16 protein-coding genes are annotated in these 17,410 nt (G+C 67.4%); 5 read left to right on the top strand and 11 right to left on the bottom strand.

The features are described 5' to 3' along the window. Positions 1-23: 23 nt before the first annotated feature. From SSKA14_RS05655 to SSKA14_RS05670, 4 genes are all read right to left on the bottom strand, one after another. Positions 24-965 (bottom strand): DegV family protein, encoded by a 942-nt coding sequence (locus SSKA14_RS05655; RefSeq protein WP_008265802.1) that lies wholly within the window; start codon positions 963-965, stop codon positions 24-26. A 95-nt stretch (positions 966-1,060) separates the two neighbouring features. Next, positions 1,061-1,693 (bottom strand): 2-hydroxychromene-2-carboxylate isomerase, encoded by a 633-nt coding sequence (locus SSKA14_RS05660; RefSeq protein WP_008264668.1) that lies wholly within the window; start codon positions 1,691-1,693, stop codon positions 1,061-1,063. A gap of 20 nt (positions 1,694-1,713) precedes the next feature. Beyond that, positions 1,714-2,997: an amidohydrolase family protein gene (locus SSKA14_RS05665; protein ID WP_040007102.1), complete on the bottom strand. Its 1,284-nt coding sequence runs from the start codon at positions 2,995-2,997 to the stop codon at positions 1,714-1,716. Then, positions 2,997-4,406, bottom strand: coding sequence for an amidohydrolase (locus SSKA14_RS05670; RefSeq protein WP_008266981.1), 1,410 nt, complete (start codon positions 4,404-4,406; stop codon positions 2,997-2,999). Before SSKA14_RS05670 ends, SSKA14_RS05665 begins: the two co-directional genes overlap by 1 nt. A 159-nt stretch (positions 4,407-4,565) precedes the next feature. On the opposite strand from SSKA14_RS05670, the gene SSKA14_RS05675 reads away from it, so the two are divergent. After that, positions 4,566-5,342 carry an AMP nucleosidase gene (locus SSKA14_RS05675; protein WP_005414446.1) on the top strand — a complete coding sequence of 259 codons (777 nt, stop codon included), beginning with the start codon at positions 4,566-4,568 and terminating at the stop codon, positions 5,340-5,342. A gap of 43 nt (positions 5,343-5,385) precedes the next feature. Further along, positions 5,386-5,925 carry a DUF924 family protein gene (locus SSKA14_RS05680; protein WP_008264653.1) on the top strand — a complete coding sequence of 180 codons (540 nt, stop codon included), beginning with the start codon at positions 5,386-5,388 and terminating at the stop codon, positions 5,923-5,925. A 74-nt stretch (positions 5,926-5,999) separates the two neighbouring features. Here SSKA14_RS05680 and grxD read toward each other — a convergent pair whose 3' ends face one another. From grxD to SSKA14_RS05695, 3 genes are all read right to left on the bottom strand, one after another. Beyond that, positions 6,000-6,926: a Grx4 family monothiol glutaredoxin gene (gene grxD / locus SSKA14_RS05685; protein ID WP_008265709.1), complete on the bottom strand. Its 927-nt coding sequence runs from the start codon at positions 6,924-6,926 to the stop codon at positions 6,000-6,002. A gap of 173 nt (positions 6,927-7,099) precedes the next feature. Next, positions 7,100-7,717: an SGNH/GDSL hydrolase family protein gene (locus tag SSKA14_RS05690; protein WP_008265727.1), complete on the bottom strand. Its 618-nt coding sequence runs from the start codon at positions 7,715-7,717 to the stop codon at positions 7,100-7,102. 3 nt (positions 7,718-7,720) lie between these two features. Then, positions 7,721-8,995 (bottom strand): pyridoxal phosphate-dependent aminotransferase, encoded by a 1,275-nt coding sequence (locus SSKA14_RS05695; protein WP_008265967.1) that lies wholly within the window; start codon positions 8,993-8,995, stop codon positions 7,721-7,723. 123 nt (positions 8,996-9,118) lie between these two features. Between SSKA14_RS05695 and rsgA the strand changes: the two genes are divergently transcribed. From rsgA to SSKA14_RS05710, 3 genes are all read left to right on the top strand, one after another. Beyond that, positions 9,119-10,219 (top strand): ribosome small subunit-dependent GTPase A, encoded by a 1,101-nt coding sequence (rsgA, locus tag SSKA14_RS05700; protein WP_230078922.1) that lies wholly within the window; start codon positions 9,119-9,121, stop codon positions 10,217-10,219. A gap of 144 nt (positions 10,220-10,363) precedes the next feature. Next, on the top strand, positions 10,364-11,617 hold the full coding sequence (locus SSKA14_RS05705; protein WP_008266350.1) for a flavohemoglobin expression-modulating QEGLA motif protein: 1,254 nt from the start codon (positions 10,364-10,366) through the stop codon (positions 11,615-11,617). Positions 11,618-11,772: 155 nt separating this feature from the next. Continuing rightward, a complete protein-coding gene (locus SSKA14_RS05710; RefSeq protein ID WP_040007106.1) occupies positions 11,773-14,076 on the top strand; it encodes a TonB-dependent receptor in 2,304 nt (767 codons plus the stop codon). A 215-nt stretch (positions 14,077-14,291) separates the two neighbouring features. Here the strand turns inward: SSKA14_RS05710 and SSKA14_RS05715 are convergent, their stop codons facing one another. The 4 genes from SSKA14_RS05715 to SSKA14_RS05730 form a co-directional block, all read right to left on the bottom strand. Continuing rightward, positions 14,292-14,507 (bottom strand): hypothetical protein, encoded by a 216-nt coding sequence (locus SSKA14_RS05715; protein WP_040007108.1) that lies wholly within the window; start codon positions 14,505-14,507, stop codon positions 14,292-14,294. Positions 14,508-14,619: 112 nt separating this feature from the next. Continuing rightward, the gene (locus tag SSKA14_RS05720) at positions 14,620-15,156 is read right to left on the bottom strand and encodes a hypothetical protein (protein ID WP_008265481.1); all 537 of its coding nucleotides are present in this window, start codon (positions 15,154-15,156) and stop codon (positions 14,620-14,622) included. 149 nt (positions 15,157-15,305) lie between these two features. Beyond that, the gene (gene phbB, locus SSKA14_RS05725) at positions 15,306-16,046 is read right to left on the bottom strand and encodes an acetoacetyl-CoA reductase (protein WP_008268200.1); all 741 of its coding nucleotides are present in this window, start codon (positions 16,044-16,046) and stop codon (positions 15,306-15,308) included. 24 nt (positions 16,047-16,070) lie between these two features. Continuing rightward, entirely contained in the window at positions 16,071-17,399 is a 1,329-nt protein-coding gene (locus SSKA14_RS05730) for a CitMHS family transporter (RefSeq protein WP_040009399.1), read from the bottom strand. Positions 17,400-17,410 lie beyond the last annotated feature (11 nt).

Genomic DNA, 17,410 nt, shown 5'->3' on the forward strand with positions numbered 1-17,410 from the left:
CAGATTCCGGCCGTGGCCAACGCTCATTCGAACCGATGCGGCCCATCGGCAAAGCCCACGGTGACCGCGCCCTTGCCGACGTTGACCATGCCGGTCAGGCTCATCACCGATTCGTATACGGTCACGCCGTGGCTGGCGCAGACCTCTTTCAGCGGTGCATAACCGGGCAGGCTGCGCAGCTCGTCCAGTTCACCGCCGTAGCTGACACACACGGTCGGCGTCATCAGGCCGGCACGCACGCGCTGGCCGACCACCGCGAACAGCTTCTGCACCGCATTGTCGAAGCCCTTGATCTTGGCCACCGGCCCGGTCTCGCCGCGGTAGCCGTGCAGCACCGGCTTGATGTCCAGCGCGCTGCCCAGCGCGGCGCTGAGCAGGCCGACGCTGCGGTCGCCCTTGTGCCGCGCACGTGCACGCATGTAGTACAGGTCGCGGGTGACCATGTAGCCGTGCACGTTGCCGGCCAGTTCCTCCAGCCGCTCGCGGATCTGCTGCACGCTGGCGTTGCTGTCGCGCAGGCGCACCGCTTCCACCGCAGTCACCGCCTGCGCGGCGAACAGGTTCTGGGTATCGAGCACGCGCAGCGCGAACGGCGAGTTGTAGCCCGCGGCCTGCCGTACCGGCTTGTAGTCGTTGAGGATGGCGAAGCTGGCCTGCAGCGCGTTGTCGTGGATCGGGCTGCGGGTCTTGGTGATGGTCATGCAGAACACGTGGTCGTAATCGATCACCAGCTGCTGCAGGAACAGGTCACGGATCTGGTTGACGCTGAACGGGATGGTTTCCGCCTCCGCACCATGCTCGGCCACGTGCGCGTGCAGGAAGCTCAGCGTGGCCTGCTCATCGCGATGATCGGCCAACACGGCTTCGCCGATCCGTACGGTGATCGGCAGCAGCACGATGTTGTGCGCGGCAATGAAGTCCTGCGGCAGGTCGCAGGCCGAGTCGACGACGATTCCGATGCGCATCCGCGGCTCCCCCTCCAGGGCGGTTGTAGGTTCGGAAACGTGAAATCTATCTCAAAACCTGGCGCGGCGCGCGAGGGAAACGCGCCACGCCCTGTTCAGCGGTTGCGCTGCACCGCTATCGGCAGGCTGGCCAGGCGTTGCCATTCGGGCTGCAGCAGCAGGCCTGGGTCGGCCAGCACGGCGGCCATCAGCGGGTGCGCGTCGTTGCCCCAGAACAGCTCGTCGTCGATGGCCAGGGTGGGTACCCCGAACACGCCAGCGGCAATCGCGGCCTCGGTATTGCGCCGCAGCTGCTCCTTGACCGCCGGCTCGGCGATGGCACTGTCGGCATCCTCGATGCCCAGCCGCGCGGCCGGCTCGCGCAGCGCATCGGCACTGTCGGCAGCGTTGCCGTCGCGCCAGATCCAGTCGAACAACACGTCCACCGCCTTCGCGCTGGCACCGTCGGCCAGGCACAGGCGCAGCGCCGACAACGGGTTGAACGGATGGCCCGGCGGGAATCGCAGGGGCGTACCCTCGGCCTGCGCGGTCCACAGCAGCTGGCGGTAGATGAAACGGCGCTTGGCGGGAATCTCGGCCGGCCCGAGGTTGCCCAGGTGGTGCAGCACCGCACCGAAGGCAATCGGCACCGGCTGGATCTGCGCGAACTGCGGCAGCTGCTTCAGCTTCTGCCAGTGCAGGTAGGAATACGGCGAGACGAAGTCGAAGTACCAGCGCAGCGTGGCCATTGGGGTCTCCTGGTGTACGGTCAGGGCTGCGCGTTGCGCTGCAGGTAGCGGTCGCGCAGTTCGGTCTGGCGCGAGCGCATCGGCATCGCGCGGCCGCCCAGCCAGACCTGTTCGGCATAGTGCGCCACATCCAGCGGGTCGCCTTCCCACAGCACCAGGTCGGCGCGCTTGCCGGGCTCGATGCTGCCGATCTGGTCGGCCACGCCGAACGCCTGCGCCGGTACCCGGGTCAGGCCGGCCAGGCCGTCGGCCCAGGGCAGGCCATGGGCGACCGCATTGCCGGCCAGCTGGCGCATCTTGCGGGCGTTGTGGGTGGCGTCGCCGCGCTGTACGAAGGAGACCGCCACGCCCGCGCGCTGCAGGCGTGCCGCATTCTCCAGCGTGGCCCCGATCTGGTCGAAGCTGGCCGGCAGGTTGGCCAGCACATCAACGAACACCGGCACGTGGGCAGCGGCCAGTTCCGGCGCCACCTGCCACGCTTCGCTGGCCCCGGCGATGGCGATCTTCACCTTCTCGCGGGCGGCCCAGCGCAGCAGCTGGCGGATGTCGGCGGCACGATCCACCTCCACCACGATCCGGCCCTGGCCAGCCAGGTAGCGGCTCAACGTGCGGCGGCCGGCCGGGGTCAGCAGCGCATGCGGCGAGTCTGCGGCCACCTGGCCACGCGCCTCGTCGATCATCTGCTGCAGCAGCATCCACTGCGCGGCGCGCGACTGGCCGGTCAGTTCCGAGGCGGCTGCGCCGATGCGCAGGAACAGGGCACGCGGGCCGATCGGGTCGATGCTGCCATCAAGCCGCATCACGCCGCCCTGGCCGGCCACGAAGCCACCGCCGGGGGTTGCCCCCAGTGCGGTGAAGCCGATCCCTTCCAGCCGGGTCACCGGAATCAGCACCGAGGCCGGGTTGTAGGCCAGGGTCACGTCGAACTCGGGCCGCAGCGGCTGCTCGCCGATCTTCAGCGCGCTGTCGACGGTGCTCCTCTCGACCAGCACCTCTTCGATGCCGGTCTCGGTGATGCCGCCGAACAGTGCAGGGGTCAACGGGCGGCCACTGGCCTCGACCACGGTTGCGCCGGCGGGCGCGGACAGGCCGTTGCCCACCGCACGGATGATGCCGCCCTGCACCAGCACGTCGGCGTTCTGCAGGCTGCCGCGTGCGCTGGCGGTGTGCACCGTGGCGTTGCGCACCAGCAGGTCCTGCGCCTGTGCGGATGCGGAGATGCACGCCAGCACCATGGCGGTAGAGCCGAGCCATGCCCGGCTGCCCTTCGTGGCAGAGTGCAGCCACTGCTTGAGGACCCTCATCAGCGTACCTCCTGGCCAAGCTGGAAATCGGAACGCGGCGTCGCCGCCGGCGCACCGCGGTCGTACAGGCGGCGGCCGTCGATGAAGACCTGCTCGGCCAGCGCGTAGGAACTGAAGGGATTGCCGTTCCACACCACCACATCGGCCATCTTGCCGGCCTCCAGGGTGCCGGTCTGGGCCTCGATGCCCAGCGCCTTGGCGGCGTTGGCGGTCATCCAGGTGATGGCGTGCTCGGGTGTGATCTCCGGCATGCGTGCACGTCGCGCCGAGGCCATCACCTTGGCGGCTTCCTGGTTGAGGCGCTGGATGCCTTCGGGGGAGTCGGAATGGACGATGGCACAGCTGTTCTTCGGCCGATCGACCAGCGCGATGTTCTCCGGGATACCGTCGAAGGCCTCCATCTTGAAGCCCCACCAGTCGGCCCACAGCGCGCCGCAGACGCCATCGGCGGCCAGCCGGTCAGCCAGCTTGTAGGCCTCGACGCCGTGGTGGAACGCGGCCACCTTGAAGCCGAATTCCTTGGCCAGGTCGAGCATGGTGGCCATTTCGTCGGCGCGGTAGCAGTGGATGTGCACGCGGATGTCGCCCTGGATGGCGCCGGCCAGCGTGTCCAGCTTGAGGTCGCGCTTGCCGCCGGCATCCCCGGCGCTGTCGCCCTTGTCGCTGCCGAACCAGCCCTTGCGCTTGGCCGGCTTGGGCGTGTTCTTGGCGATGTAATCGGCGGCATCGATGAAGGCTGCGCGATAGCCGGCCACGTTGCCCATGCGCGTGGCCGGGGCCACGCCCTTGCCTTCGCCGTAGACCCGCTTGGGGTTCTCGCCGCAGGCCATTTTCAGGCCCCACGGCGCGCCGGGGAACTTCATCGCCTGGTAGGTCACCGCCGGTACGTTCTTCAGGGTCACGCCGCGGCCACCGACCAGGTTGGCCGAACCGGGCAGCACCTGCATGCTGGTCACGCCGCCGGCCAGTGCCGTGGCGAAGCCCGGGTCCTGCGGCCATACCGAGTGTTCGGCCCAGACGTTGGCGGTGACCGGCGCGGTCATCTCGTTGCCGTCGCTGTGCGCGCCGACGCCCGGGCTGGGGTACACGCCCAGGTGCGAGTGCACGTCGATCAGGCCCGGCGTGACCCACTTGCCCTGGGCATCGATGCGGGTGACGCCGGCGTCGGCCTGCAACTGCTGGCCGACCGCGACGATGCGGCCCTCGCGCAGCAGCACGTCGGCGTTGTCCAGGCGCTGGCCGGTGCCGGTCAGCACGGTGGCGTTCTGGATCAGCACCGGTGCATCGGGATGCGCCTGGTAGGTGCTGGGGTAGGGATCGGCGAGGAAGCGCGAGGCGCCCACCGCCGGTGCCGTGCTCAATGAAAGCAGCGCCAGTGCCACTCCGGCGCGCAACAACGTCGATGCCATGCAGTTCCCCTTGCTTGCGGCTTGGTCCAATCGCCGACGCTAGCCGGGGCGTGGTGGGCTTGCCAAGTGACCTTCTTCACAGGCCGGCCGCTGGCGGCTCGACGGCACCGCCGGTCTGGCCGAAAATAGCCGGTCCCCCGCCGTCCCGGACCCCGGCCCATGAAGAGCAAGCAGGAAATCGTCGACAACTGGCTGCCGCGCTATACCGGCGTGCCCCTGGACCAGTTCGGACAGCACATCCTGCTGACCAACTTCGGCGGCTACCTGCATACCTTTTCCGAGCTGACCGGCGCGCCCGTCATCGGCCTGGACCGGCCGATGGCCAGTGCCACCATCGATGGCATCACCATGATCAACTTCGGCATGGGCAGCCCCAATGCCGCGATCATCATGGACCTGCTGTCGGCGGTGATGCCCAAGGCGGTGCTGTTCCTGGGCAAGTGCGGCGGGCTCAAGCGCAAGAACCAGCTGGGCGACCTGGTGCTGCCGATCGCGGCGATCCGCGGCGAGGGCACCTCGGGCGACTACCTGCCGCCGGAAGTGCCGGCGCTGCCGGCGTTCGCGCTGCAGCGTGCGGTCTCGACCATGATCCGCGACCTCGGCCACGACTACTGGACCGGCACCGTCTACACCACCAACCGCCGGGTCTGGGAACACGACGAGGCCTTCAAGGAGCGGCTGCGGGCGATGCGCTGCATGGCCATCGACATGGAAACGGCCACGGTGTTCGCCGCCGGCTTCGCCAACCACATTCCCAGCGGCGCGCTGCTGCTGGTGTCCGACCAGCCGATGATCCCCGACGGGGTCAAGACCGAGGCCTCCGATGCCAAGGTCAGCTCCCAGTTCGTGGAAAACCATATCCAGATCGGCATCGAGGCGCTTAAGCTTATCCGGCGCAACGGCAAGTCGGTCCGCCACCTGCGCTTCGACGAATGATGATGATGGCCTGGCGCGGCGCGCCGGCCCTGGGGAGTAGGTGATGGACGTTGCCGCGCAAGTGGTGGAATTCTGGAAGGAGGCGGGCCCGGAAAAGTGGTTCGCCCGCGACGATGCGTTCGACGCGCAGTTCCGCCGGTTGTTCCTGGATGAGCATTTTGCTGCGGCGTCGCGCGCGCGCGAGCATTGGCTGGGCAGCGCCGAGGGCGCGCTGGCGCTGATGCTGCTGCTGGACCAGTTCCCGCGCAACTGCTTCCGCGGTACCGCCCATTCCTACGCCACCGATGGCCTGGCCCGGCACTACGCGATGCGCGCGATCGAGGAAGGCCTGGACCTGCAGCTGGTCCCGAAGCTGCGTGCCTTCATCTACCTGCCGTTCGAGCACTCCGAGGATCCACTGGACCAGGACCGTTCGGTGGCGATGTTCGACGCGCTGGGTGACAAGGAATACCTGCAGTACGCCGAACTGCACCGCGACATCATCCGCCGTTTCGGCCGCTTCCCGCATCGCAACGCGGTACTGGGCCGCATTCCGGCGCCGGAAGAGCTGGACTACCTGGCCGAAGGCGGGTTTGCGGGGTAGATCCACGCCCTGCGTGGATGCAAGAAAAACGCCGGCGTTCGCCGGCGTTTTTCGTAGGTTTCAACCGCTGCAGATCAGTACTTCGGCACGCCGTTGTCCACCTCTTCGGACCAGGCGTTGATGCCGCCGGTGACGTTGAACACCTTGGTGAAGCCCAGCGCACGGAACTGCTCGGCGGCCTGCGCGCTGCGGCCGCCGTGGTGGCACATGAACGCCAGTGCGGTGTCCTTCGGCAGGGCTTCCAGCGTGGCGCGGCCGTTGCCGTCGAAGCTCTTGAACGGCACGCCGACGGCGGCGATGGCGCGTTCGTCGGCCGGGCGCACGTCCACCAGGGTGATGTTGCCGGCGCGCACGAGGTCGTCGGCATCGCGAACGCTGATTTCCTGCACCGGCTTGGGCGCGTTCGGGTTGTCGATCGCCAGGCCCTTGCCGCGGATGTCGTCCACCCAGTCGATGGTGATGCCGTTGGCGCGACGGGCGCTGGCCAGGTCGAACTGCACGCGCAGGCCGTTGGACTCGGCGGCGATCGCGCCTTCGTCGTGCGGGGCCAGCTGGAAGTTCGGCTGGAAGCCAGCGTCGATGGTCAGCTGCAGTGCGGCGCCCGGGGCGTCGGCCAGCGCGCCCTTCAGCATTTCCACGGCGGCCGGGGTCACGGTGATGCTCGGCGGGGTGCGGTCCGGCGCGGCCAGGCCCAGCACGCTGCTCAGCTCGCCGCTGGCGGCCATCTGCAGCACGATGTCGCTGCCGCCGACCAGTTCGCCGTCGATGTACAGCTGCGGGATGGTCGGCCAGTCGCCATAGGCCTTGATGCCCTCACGGATTTCCTGGTCGGCCAGCACGTTGACGTGGGCGAACTCGACGCCGAGGTCCTGCAGGGCGCCCACGGCCTTGGCCGAGAAACCGCACTGCGGCATCGACGGCTGGCCCTTCATGAACAGCACGACGCGGTTGTCGTTGAGGATGGATTCGATGCGCGAACGCAGGGCGGGATCGAGGGACATGGACGTCGGGGTTCCGGGAATTCGAATGAACAATTCTACCCCCGGCGGCATCGCGCGGGATGAGCAGGGCAGGAACATTGCGTCGCATCGCCCCCACGGTGCGGTCGGGGCCGCCAGGTCCCGGGTGTCGCAGCCGGCCCTGATCCTGGCCCGGGCCGCCCCGCTGGGGGATGTCAGTCGGTGCGGCCGAGCAGGTGCGCGGCCACCGGCAGCGCCCGTTCGCTCCACAGCGCGTACATCCGTGCCGAAGGATGCAGGCCGTCCTCGGCAATCATCGCCGGGTCGTCGCCCTGGGCGCGGCTGATGTCGGTGATATCGACGAAGGCCACGTTGTGCTGGGTGCTGATCACCTCGGCGGCCGCGTTGAACTCGTCGGTCTCGATCTCGATCCCGGCCAGGTCACGGCCACTGCCAGCGCCGAACGGGGTCGCGCCCCAATCCGGGAAGGACAGCACCAGCACCCGCTCGGCGCGGCCGGCGGCAAAACCGATCGCGCGCTGCAGCAGGGCCTCGAACTGGGCGCGGTACTCGTCCAGCGGGCGCCCGCGGTACTGGTTGTTGACGCCGATCAGCAGGCTGACGAAGTCGAACGGGCCCAGTGGCGAGGCCAGGTCGATAGCGGCGTCCAGTTCATCGGTGGTCCAGCCGGTGGTGGCGATGGTCTGTGGGTCGGCCAGGTCCACGCCCTGCGCGCGCAGCGCGGCGGCCAGCTGGTGCGGCCAACGGCCTTCAACCGCAACCGCTTCGCCGATGGTGTACGAATCGCCCAGCGCCAGATAGGACAGCGCCACCGCTCAGGCCACCGAACGGCGCGGCTTCAGCGGCACGACCTTGGTCGCGTCCTCGGCACGTCGGGCCAGCACGCGGTCGATGCGGGCGAACACATCGCGCATCACCGAGGCTTCCGGCATCAGGGTCACGCGGAAGTGGTGGCGGTAGGGCACGTTGAAGCTGGAACCGGGCACCACCAGCACGCCTTCATTGTTCATCAGGTCCAGCGCGAAGTTATGGTCGTCGAAGCCCTTGGCGGCGGCGCCGACCACGGCCGGGAACGCGTACAGCGCACCGGCCGGCGCGACCAGCGACAGGTGCTCGCTGGCTTCGCAGGCCTCGATCACCGCGCGCCGGGTCTCATACAGGCGGCCACCCGGCGTGCACAGTTCGGAAATGGTGTCCGGGCCGTTCACGGCGGCCTCGATGGCGTACTGGCCGGGCACGTTGGCGCACAGGCGCAGCGCACCCAGCAGGTCCAGTGCTGCCCGGAAGTCGCCCAGCCGGGCATCGTCGCCGCTGAGGTGGGCCCAGCCCACGCGCCAGCCGCAGGCGCGGTGCACCTTGCTCAGGCCGCTGAAGGTCAGGCACGGATGATCGCCGGCCAGCGGAGCGACCGGCTGGAACACCGCGTCGTCGTACAGGATCTGGTCGTAGATCTCATCGACCAGCAGCAGCAGGTTGTGGCGGCGTGCGATCTCCACCACGCGTTCCAGCAGTTCGCGCGGATAGCTGGCGCCGCTGGGATTGTTCGGGTTGATCAGCACGATGGCGCGGGTGCGCGAGGAGACCAGCGTCTCGATCTCGCTCGGGTCCGGCTGGAAGCCGTTCTCCGGCGCGCAGCGGTAGTACACCGGGCGGCCATCGTTGAGGATGGTCGAGGCCGACCACAGCGGGTAGTCGGGCGAGGGCACCAGCACTTCGTCGCCCGGGTTGAGCAGGGCGCGCAGCGAGAGGTCGATCAGTTCGCTGACGCCATTGCCGAGGAAGACGCGGTCCGGGTGCGCATTGGGCGCGCCACGGCGGGCGTAATAGCCAGCGATGGCTTCACGTGCGACCGGCAGGCCCTGCTGGTGGGTGTACGGGTCGGTGCGGCCCATGTCGTCGGCGATCGCGCGCTGCAGGTGCTCGGGCGCACGGAAGCCGAAGGCACCGGGGTTGCCGATGTTGAGCTTGATCAGCTTGCGGCCCTGTGCCTCCAGCTCCCGGGCTCGCCGCGCCAGTTCTCCGCGGATTTCGTAGCGCACTTCGGAAAGGCGCTCGCGGATGGCCAGGGGCTTGGGCGAGGGGGTGGACATGGGGGCTGGGCCGTCAAAAGGCATGGGGTTTCCATCCTACCGGAATTGTTGCAGTGCATGGCAAGGGCCCAGCGCCTGCCGTTGCTGGGCTGGCAAGGCATCGGGCCGGTTAGAATGGCGGCGATGACCCAGACCCCCGATTTCACCGCCCTGCAGACCATCGGCTGGCCCTGGCCAGGCCCGGCGCAGCAGGCCGACTGGCAGGCCGCGATGGCCGCCCATCCGCAGGCCCGCCCGGCGCGGGTGATCGAGCAGCACCGCACCCACTACGTGGTGGCCGATGGCCCGGATGCATCGATCAAGGCCGAGTCGCTGCCGGAATGGCAGCGCCCGCGCTTCCCCAGCCATGAGCGACCGGCGGTGGGCGACTGGGTGCTGCTTGATGGCATCCGCATCGTCGCCCTGCTGCCGCGCCGGACCGCGATCAAGCGCGGTGCGGCCGGCGAGCATTACCACCAGCAGGTGATCGCGGCCAACATCGATACGGTGTTCATCGTCTGCGGCCTGGATGCCGACTTCAATCCACGCCGCATCGAGCGCTACCTGCTGCTGGTCGGCGGCGGTGGTGCCGAGCCGGTGGTGGTACTGACCAAGGCCGACCAGACCGAATACAGCGAAGACGCACTGGCGGTGCTGGAAGAACTGGAGATGCAGGGCATCGCGCTGCATGCGATCAACGGCCTGGATGCCGACAGTGTGGCGGTGCTGCAACCGTGGCTGGGCCCGGGCCGCACGGTGGTGCTGGTCGGTTCTTCCGGTGCCGGCAAGTCCACGTTGACCAACACCCTGCTCGGCGAGCAGCGGATGAAGACCAATGCGGTGCGTGCCAACGACTCGCGTGGCCGCCACACCACCACTCATCGCGCGCTGATGCCGCTGCCGACCGGCGCCTGCCTGATCGACACCCCCGGCATGCGCGAGTTGAAGCCGACCGGCGAAGAAACGCTGTCCGAGGGCGGCTTCGCCGATATCGAAGCACTGGCCGCACAGTGCCGTTTCAACGACTGCAAGCATCAGCAGGAGCCGGGCTGCGCCGTGCGTGCTGCCATCGATGCAGGCGAGATCGAAGAGAGCCGGCTGCTGAACTACTTCAAGCTGAAGGAAGAAGTGGCTGCCGCGGCCGCCAAGCTGGCGGTGCGCCAGGCCGAGACCGCGCAGGAGCGCGGCGGCAGGAAGGGCAAGGGCCAGCAGTTCCGCCCGGCGGGCAAGCCACGCCGGCGCTGACCCCGCGGTGCGGGAAACCTGTTCCTGGCGCGTGCCAACCTTGCTTGGCACGAATGTGTCCGAAGCCCGCCTTTGCCCGCTCATGGTAGGTGCCAACCAAGGTTGGCAGCTACCAACGCGCGGGCTGGGCGTTATAGTCCGCGCATGGAACCGACCGCGACGCTGGACCGTGAGGTGGCCCACCATGCAGCGCTCGATGCGCGCCTGGTCGAGGCCGTGGGTGGCATCCGCCTGCTGGGCCTGACCAGTTGGCCGGCAACGGTACAGGCGCCGTTCCTGGACGGCGTGGCGCGCGGCCAGCCCGTGCTGCCGAAGGTGGACTACCCGCGCTTGGATTTCAGCGAGGAGCGCCGCGCGCTGGCCGCCATCGCGGCCGACTGCGATGACAGCCATCCACTGGGCCACTACGTGCGGCAGTCGGCGCAGAGCTGGGACCTGGCCGCGCAGCTGCTGGAAGGGCTGGGCACCGCCGCCGTCGACACCTGTTCGGTGCAGCTGTTCGGCGCGCCCGAGCAGCCATTACCCGGCAATGGCCCGAGCACACGCGAGGCGGCACGTCACTTCATCCAGATCGCCGCCGAACTGGACCACGAACTGCTGGCGCCGGAAGAGCAGGTGCCGGTCTCGGCCATTGCCCTGCAACTGCAGCTGCAGAACGACCTCGACGCCTTCTTCGAATCGCGCATCATCCAGGTGCAGCTGGATCCGGAGCTGGTCTCCAAGGCCGCCGCCGGCCCGACCCGCATCCGCCTGCGCACCAGTGCGCGCTTCAGCGCCTACGATCGCGCGCAGCTGTTCCACCATGAAGCACTGGTGCATTCGCTGACCGCGTTGAATGGCCGCGAACAGCCTGTGCTGCCGAGCCTGGCATTGTCGTCGCCGCGGGTGACCGCGACCCAGGAAGGGTTGGCCACGTTCGCAGAACAGATCACCGGCAGCATCGACATCGAGCGCCTGAAACGCATCAGCCTGCGCACCGAAGCGATTGCGATGGCACGCGAAGGCGCCGATTTCATCGAAGTATTCCGCTACTTCTGCGATGCCGGGCAGAACACCGAAGAAAGCTTCGCCTCGGCACAGCGCGTGTTCCGCGGCGTACCGCCCAGTGGTGGCCTGGCCTTCACCAAGGACACGGTGTACCTGCGTGGACTGGTGTCGGTGCACACCTTCTTCCGCCATATGCTGGCTGAGGATCGCCTGCAGGTCTGCCGCTGGTTGTTCGCCGGCAAGATGAGCCTGACCGATGCGATTGCGTTCGCGCCGTTGTTCGAGAGTGGGGTGTTGAAACCACCGCGCTGGCTGCCGCACTGGGTGAGCCGGGCGAACGGACTGGCCGGCATGCTGGCGTTCTCGTTGTTCGCCAACCGGATACGGATGGACCAGCTGGCGCCGGAATGAAATGCGTTGGCGGCCTGTGCCACCTTCAATGAGATGCGCACCACGCCCCTGCACCATTCGTTGGTTTTTCGTAAAGAAGGTTTCATGTTCCGTTCGCATAGTGGCCGTGCACCGCGCATGCATGCCGGTGACCACCCCCAATGCAACGGACCACCATGCAGACCCGACACCTGACGATCGCCGTAGCGATCGCGCTCTCCGCCGCCGCCAGCGCACAGGCCGCCACCGTGGCCGATACCGGCGCCACCACCAGCACCGATGCCGCGCTGAGCGCGCAGACGCTGGATACCGTCTCCGTGATCGGCCAGGGCGAGACCCGCCAGGTGCAGCGCATCACCGCGGTCGACAAGCAGGTGCTGCCGCCGGGGACCAGCGGCCAGAAGATCCTCGACCGCCTGCCGGGCGTGTCAGTGCAGTCCAACGATGCCTTCGGCGCCAACGAGGAATCGCAGACGATCAGCCTGCGTGGTTTCGACAAGAGCCGCCTCGGCTACACGCTGGACGGCATCCCGCTGGGCGACAACAGCTACGGCAACTACAACGGCCTGAGCATCGCCCGCGCGATCATCGCCGAGAACCTGGCCGGCGCCGAACTGTCGCAGGGCATCGGCTCGCTGGGCGTGGCCTCGACCAGCAACCTGGGCGGCACCATCCAGTACTTCTCGATGGACCCGTCCACCGAGTTCGGTGGCCGCGCCAGCGTCACCGTGGGTGACAATAACCAGCGCCGCGGCTACCTGCGCGTGGATACCGGCGACATCAACGGCTTCTCGGCCTACGTGTCCGGCGTGCACCAGGACCAGGACATGTGGGCCGCGCCGCACCAGAACCAGACCACCCGCCAGTTCAATGCCAAGGCAGTGTGGAACGTCGGCGATCACCGCTTCGGTGCGTTCGTGGCGACCTCGCGCGCCAGCCAGGCCAACTACGCCTACCTGTCCAAGGACATGCTGGCCCGCGGCCTGGGCTATGACTGGAACATCTATGCCCCGGACTGGGACCGCGCCGTCGCGGCCGCGTACTGCGCACCGGGCACCTACAACAAGGCGCGCTGTGCCTTCAGTGGTGGCGTCAACAGCATCGACGATGCCTACTACCAGAGCCGTGCGCTGCGTGACGACAACCTGTATTCGGTGGATGCCGACCTGCGCCTGGGCGAGCAGGGCCGCCTGAAGCTGCTGGCCTATCACCACGACAACCGTGGCCAGGGCCACTGGTGGGCACCGGGCCAACCGTCCTACCCGGGCACCGACAAGATGCTGCCGATCTCGATCCGCAGCACCAACTACACCATCAACCGCGATGGCCTGACCGCCGCGCTGTCGTGGACGGTGGGCATCCACGAGCTGGAAGCCGGCCTGTGGTACGAGCAGAACGACCATAACGTTTCGCGCAACTTCTACTACATCAGCGGCCCGTTCCTGGACGACCTGTACCTGAAGAACCCGGACCGCCTGCTGTTCAACCAGGACTTCGACATCCGCACGCGCCAGTTCTACGTGCAGGACCGCATGCGCTTCCTGGACCAGCGCCTGACCGTGGACGTCGGCATCAAGAGCCCGAACACGCGCATGCGCGCCACCGCCAAGCCCGGCGTGGAGACCAGCATTGCTTCGGGCACGCTGACCGCCAAGGAATCGGTGCTGCCGCAGGTCGGCCTGGGCTTCAAGCTCAACGCCAACAACGAGCTGTTCGCTTCGTACGCCGAGAACATTGCTGCCTTCGTCGGCGGCGGTAGCGGTGGCCCGCTGCAGGTCTCGCCGGAATCGTTCGCGGCCAGCGCCGGCCTGGAGCCGGAGAAGTCCAAGAGCCTGGAAGCCGGCTTCCGCACCTTCGGCGAGAAATACCAGGCCTCGATTGCCGCGTACAACGTGAAGTTCGACAACCGCCTGCTGTCGCTGAACCCGTGCTCGAGCATCGAAGTGGGCACGCGCCCGGAGTGCGTGACGCGCTTCATCAACGTCGGTTCGGTGAAGAGCCACGGCGCCGAGCTGACCTTCATCCTCAAGCCGATCGACGGCCTGCAGTGGTACAACGCGCTGTCCTGGAACAAGACCACCTACGAGGATGACTACACCTCGGGCGGTGCGATCGTGCCGGTGGCCGGCAAGATCACCGTGGACACGCCGCAGCGCATGGCCTCCAGTGAAATCAGCTGGAACCGCGATGGCTTCTTCGCCAGCCTGCGCGCCAAGTACACCGGCAAGCGCTACTACACCTACACCAACGACCAGTCGGTGCCGGGCGTGACCACCTTCGACGCCGGCGCAGGCTACGACTTCGGCCCGGGCTTCGGCCTGCGCAACGTGCGGGTGTCGCTGAACGCGACGAACCTGACCAACAAGCGCTATGCCGGCCAGCTGAGTTCGTTTGCACCGACCGATCCGAAGGGCACGCGCTATGCGATCCACGCGAGCGCACCGCGGCAGGTGTTCATGACGGTGGCGGCGGAGTTCTGATCGGGTAGGGCGAAGCATCCACGCATGGCGTGGATCTACTTGACCGTGGATCCACGCCGTCGGGGAGGGAGGTGGGCCAGCTATTGGCCGTGGTCAGCCCACCTCGATATGCGTGGCCTTTCCGGCGATGGCATGGCAGCCGCAGCTGAGCAGATGGCCTTCCAGCACGATCGGGAGACCGTCAGCCAGATGCACGCTACGGGCCACGTCCGCGCTCACCGGCAGGGCGAGATCGTCGCTGCCGTGCCCTGCAGGGCCTGTGCGTCAGCGAGGTTGCCCTGCACCAGGCCAACGGCGGTGAGGGTGAAGTCCTCGTTGAATGCATCACGGTAGTCGAGAGACTGGATGAAGACCGACGGTGCGGGTTCCCCTGTACCCCAGCAGATGTCGATCAGTCGATCGGTGCTTGCTGGCCTGACCATCATGTCCATTACAGCGTGCCTCCCTGGCGGATGTTTGGCTCAGGGTGCGATCTGGTGACTGCGGTGGTCTATAGGACTTTTATGAAAAAGCAGCCTCCAGCCGGGCGATGATGCGCGGCGCTCATGGAGCGGGCGCATCCACCGGCTTGATAATCACCTGCGAGACACAACGGTGATCCACGCCGGGGAACAGGTAGCTCATCCAGCGGTCGGCCTCGGCAAAGCTCAGCGTCAGTGCCTGCTCCGGTGCATGGCCGCTGGGAGGCAGCACCCGGTCAGGGCGGCCGAGGCGGTGATTGATCTGCTGTCGGGTTACGCAGGCACCGCCGATGTCCAGGCGCACGGAGTGCACGCGTTGATGATCCGTGTGCAGCGTCACTACGCCCGCGATGACCCGCAGCGGCGGTGAAAACGGCATGGCAGGCAATGTGAGCTGCGGCGGCGTACCGGGCTTTTCGATAAGGGCTGCTGGTACAGGAATCACTGCCTGCAGGTCGGCGAGCCGCGGTGTGCGCGGCAATGGCGCCGCCCAGCGCCGGCTCAGTTCCACCAGCCGGTCAGCCTGCACCTCGTTGGCCATCGGCAGTGCGGCCGGCGCTGCCGCCATGCACGGCGCAGCCAACACGATCGCCGCGATTGTCCACGCCCAGTGCTGCATGCGCGCACTCCCAGTGCCTGGATCGTGGCTGGTATAGCACGGGCGGGGTGCAGGCAGAAAAAAGGGGCCGGATCCCCCTCGCAAGCGAAGGTTCACCGGCCCCGCGCACTCCGTGGGGGAGGCAGTCCACGCGTTGCGTGGAAGAGGGCTCAACCCATGTACAGGCCGCCATTGACCGGGTAATCCGCGCCGGTCACGTACGAGGCCTCGTCGGACGCCAACCAGGCCACCAGGCCTGCCACTTCCTCGGGGCGACCAAGGCGGCGCACCGGCACCGATGCGGCAAGCCGGTCCAGTACATCCGGTGGGAAGCTGCTGATCGCCTGGCTGGCGATGTAGCCCGGCGACAGCGTATTGACGGTGACGCCGCGCGAGGCCACTTCGGCGGCCAGTGCGCGGCTGAAACCATGCATCGCGGCCTTGGCGGTGGCGTAGTTCACCTGGCCGATCTGGCCCTTGTGTGCACTCACCGAGCCGATGTTGATGATGCGGCCCCAGCCACGCGTGGCCATGCCGTCGACCACCTGCTTGGTCAGGTTGAACAGTGAATTGAGGTTGGAAGCGATCACCGCGTTCCAGTCGTCCACCGTCATCTGCCGGAACAGCAGGTCGCGGCTGCCACCGGAATTATTGACCAGCACGTCCACCTCGCCGACGTCCGTGCGCACCTTGGCGAACGCCGCGCTGGTCGAGGCCCAGTCGGTGGCGTTGCCTTCGGACGCGATGAAGTCGAAACCCTGTTCGCGCTGTTCGCGCAGCCAGTTGGCCTTGCGCGGCGAATTCGGCGCGCAACCGGCGACCACGGTGTGGCCGCTGCGAGCCAGGCTCTGGCAGATGGCAGTACCGACACTGCCCATGCCGCTGGTGACGTAAGCGATTCGAAGCGTCATTGCAGAAGGCTCCTTGGTAAGGGGTCAGGCGGCGAGCGGGTACAGGCCGAACAGCAGGCTGCCGACCATCAGCAGCATCGAGATGGCGATGGCCCACTTCAGGGTGAACTTCTGGTGGTCGGCGAACTCGACCTTGGCCAGGCCCACCAGCAGGTAGGTGGACGGCACCAGCGGGCTGAGCAGATGCACCGGCTGGCCGGCCAGCGAGGCGCGTGCCATTTCCACCGGGGTGATGCCGTAGTTGCCGGCGGCCTCGGACAGGATCGGCAGCACGCCGAAGTAGAACGCGTCGTTGGACATGAAGAAGGTGAACGGCATCGACGCCACCGCGGTGATCACCGCCAGGTAGGGGCCCCACGATTCCGGAATCACCGCCAGGAAGCTGTGCGACATCGCTTCGACCATGCCGGTGTTGTTGAGGATGCCGGTGAAGATGCCGGCGGCGAAGATCAGCGACACCACCGACAGCACGTTGCCGGCGTGGTTGACCACGCGGCGGCGCTGCTCGGCCAGGTTCGGGTAGTTGATCACCAGGGCGACGGCGAAGCCGACCATGAACAGTACCGGCATCGGCAGCACGCCGATGATCAGCGCGGTCATCAGTGCCACCGTCAGCGCCAGGTTGACCCACAGCAGCTTCGGACGCTTGATGTCCTCGGCGTCTTCCACGGTCGGCAGCGGGTTGCTGTCGTCGGACACGCTGTTATCCATCCAGCTGCCGCCCTTGGGCAGGGTCACCAAGCCGAGGCGGCGGCGTTCCTTCAGGCCCAGGTACCAGGCCAGCAGCAGCACGCCGGCACAGGCGATCACCATCGACGGGATCAGCGGCACGAACACATCGGCCGGGTCCACGTGCAGCGCAGTGGCCGCGCGTGCGGTCGGGCCGCCCCACGGGGTCAGGTTCATCACGCCGCCGGCAAGGATGGTTACGCAGGTCATGTTCAGCGCGTTCATGCCCAGCCGCTGGTACAGCGGCAGCATCGCCGAGACGGTGATCATGTAGGTGGTCGAGCCATCACCATCAAGCGAGATCAGCATCGCCAGCACCGCGGTGCCGAGCACGATCTTCATCGGATCGCCCTTGACGAAACGCAGGATCACCCGCACCAGCGGATCGAACAGGCCGGCATCGATCATCACGCCGAAGTAGAGGATGGCGAACATCAGCATCACGCCGGTCGGCGCGATCTTCTTGATGCCCTCCAGCATCATTTCGTCGATGTTGGCGCCGAAGCCGCCCAGCAGGGCGAAGATGATCGGGATGGTGATCAGGGCGACGAGCGGCGACAGGCGTTTGCTCATGATCAAGTACATGAACGTAATGACCATGCCAAAGCCGAGGATGCTCAGCATCATCTGCGGAC

The organism is Stenotrophomonas sp. SKA14 (assembly GCF_000158575.1).
Lineage (GTDB): Bacteria > Pseudomonadota > Gammaproteobacteria > Xanthomonadales > Xanthomonadaceae > Stenotrophomonas > Stenotrophomonas forensis.

What these genes read in the sequence shown, in the direction of transcription:
- SSKA14_RS05705 (WP_008266350.1), top strand. Translation starts at nt 10,364, where the DNA reads ATGGAACCGACCGCGACGCTGGACCGTGAGGTGGCCCACCATGCAGCG.
- SSKA14_RS05670 (WP_008266981.1), bottom strand. Translation starts at nt 4,406, where the DNA reads ATGGCATCGACGTTGTTGCGCGCCGGAGTGGCACTGGCGCTGCTTTCA.
- grxD (WP_008265709.1), bottom strand. Translation starts at nt 6,926, where the DNA reads ATGTCCCTCGATCCCGCCCTGCGTTCGCGCATCGAATCCATCCTCAAC.
- SSKA14_RS05655 (WP_008265802.1), bottom strand. Translation starts at nt 965, where the DNA reads ATGCGCATCGGAATCGTCGTCGACTCGGCCTGCGACCTGCCGCAGGAC.
- SSKA14_RS05695 (WP_008265967.1), bottom strand. Translation starts at nt 8,995, where the DNA reads ATGTCCACCCCCTCGCCCAAGCCCCTGGCCATCCGCGAGCGCCTTTCC.
- SSKA14_RS05665 (WP_040007102.1), bottom strand. Translation starts at nt 2,997, where the DNA reads ATGAGGGTCCTCAAGCAGTGGCTGCACTCTGCCACGAAGGGCAGCCGG.
- phbB (WP_008268200.1), bottom strand. Translation starts at nt 16,046, where the DNA reads ATGACGCTTCGAATCGCTTACGTCACCAGCGGCATGGGCAGTGTCGGT.
- SSKA14_RS05730 (WP_040009399.1), bottom strand. Translation starts at nt 17,399, where the DNA reads ATGCTGAGCATCCTCGGCTTTGGCATGGTCATTACGTTCATGTACTTG.
- rsgA (WP_230078922.1), top strand. Translation starts at nt 9,119, where the DNA reads ATGACCCAGACCCCCGATTTCACCGCCCTGCAGACCATCGGCTGGCCC.
- SSKA14_RS05710 (WP_040007106.1), top strand. Translation starts at nt 11,773, where the DNA reads ATGCAGACCCGACACCTGACGATCGCCGTAGCGATCGCGCTCTCCGCC.
- SSKA14_RS05660 (WP_008264668.1), bottom strand. Translation starts at nt 1,693, where the DNA reads ATGGCCACGCTGCGCTGGTACTTCGACTTCGTCTCGCCGTATTCCTAC.
- SSKA14_RS05720 (WP_008265481.1), bottom strand. Translation starts at nt 15,156, where the DNA reads ATGCAGCACTGGGCGTGGACAATCGCGGCGATCGTGTTGGCTGCGCCG.
- SSKA14_RS05675 (WP_005414446.1), top strand. Translation starts at nt 4,566, where the DNA reads ATGAAGAGCAAGCAGGAAATCGTCGACAACTGGCTGCCGCGCTATACC.
- SSKA14_RS05680 (WP_008264653.1), top strand. Translation starts at nt 5,386, where the DNA reads ATGGACGTTGCCGCGCAAGTGGTGGAATTCTGGAAGGAGGCGGGCCCG.
- SSKA14_RS05715 (WP_040007108.1), bottom strand. Translation starts at nt 14,507, where the DNA reads ATGGACATGATGGTCAGGCCAGCAAGCACCGATCGACTGATCGACATC.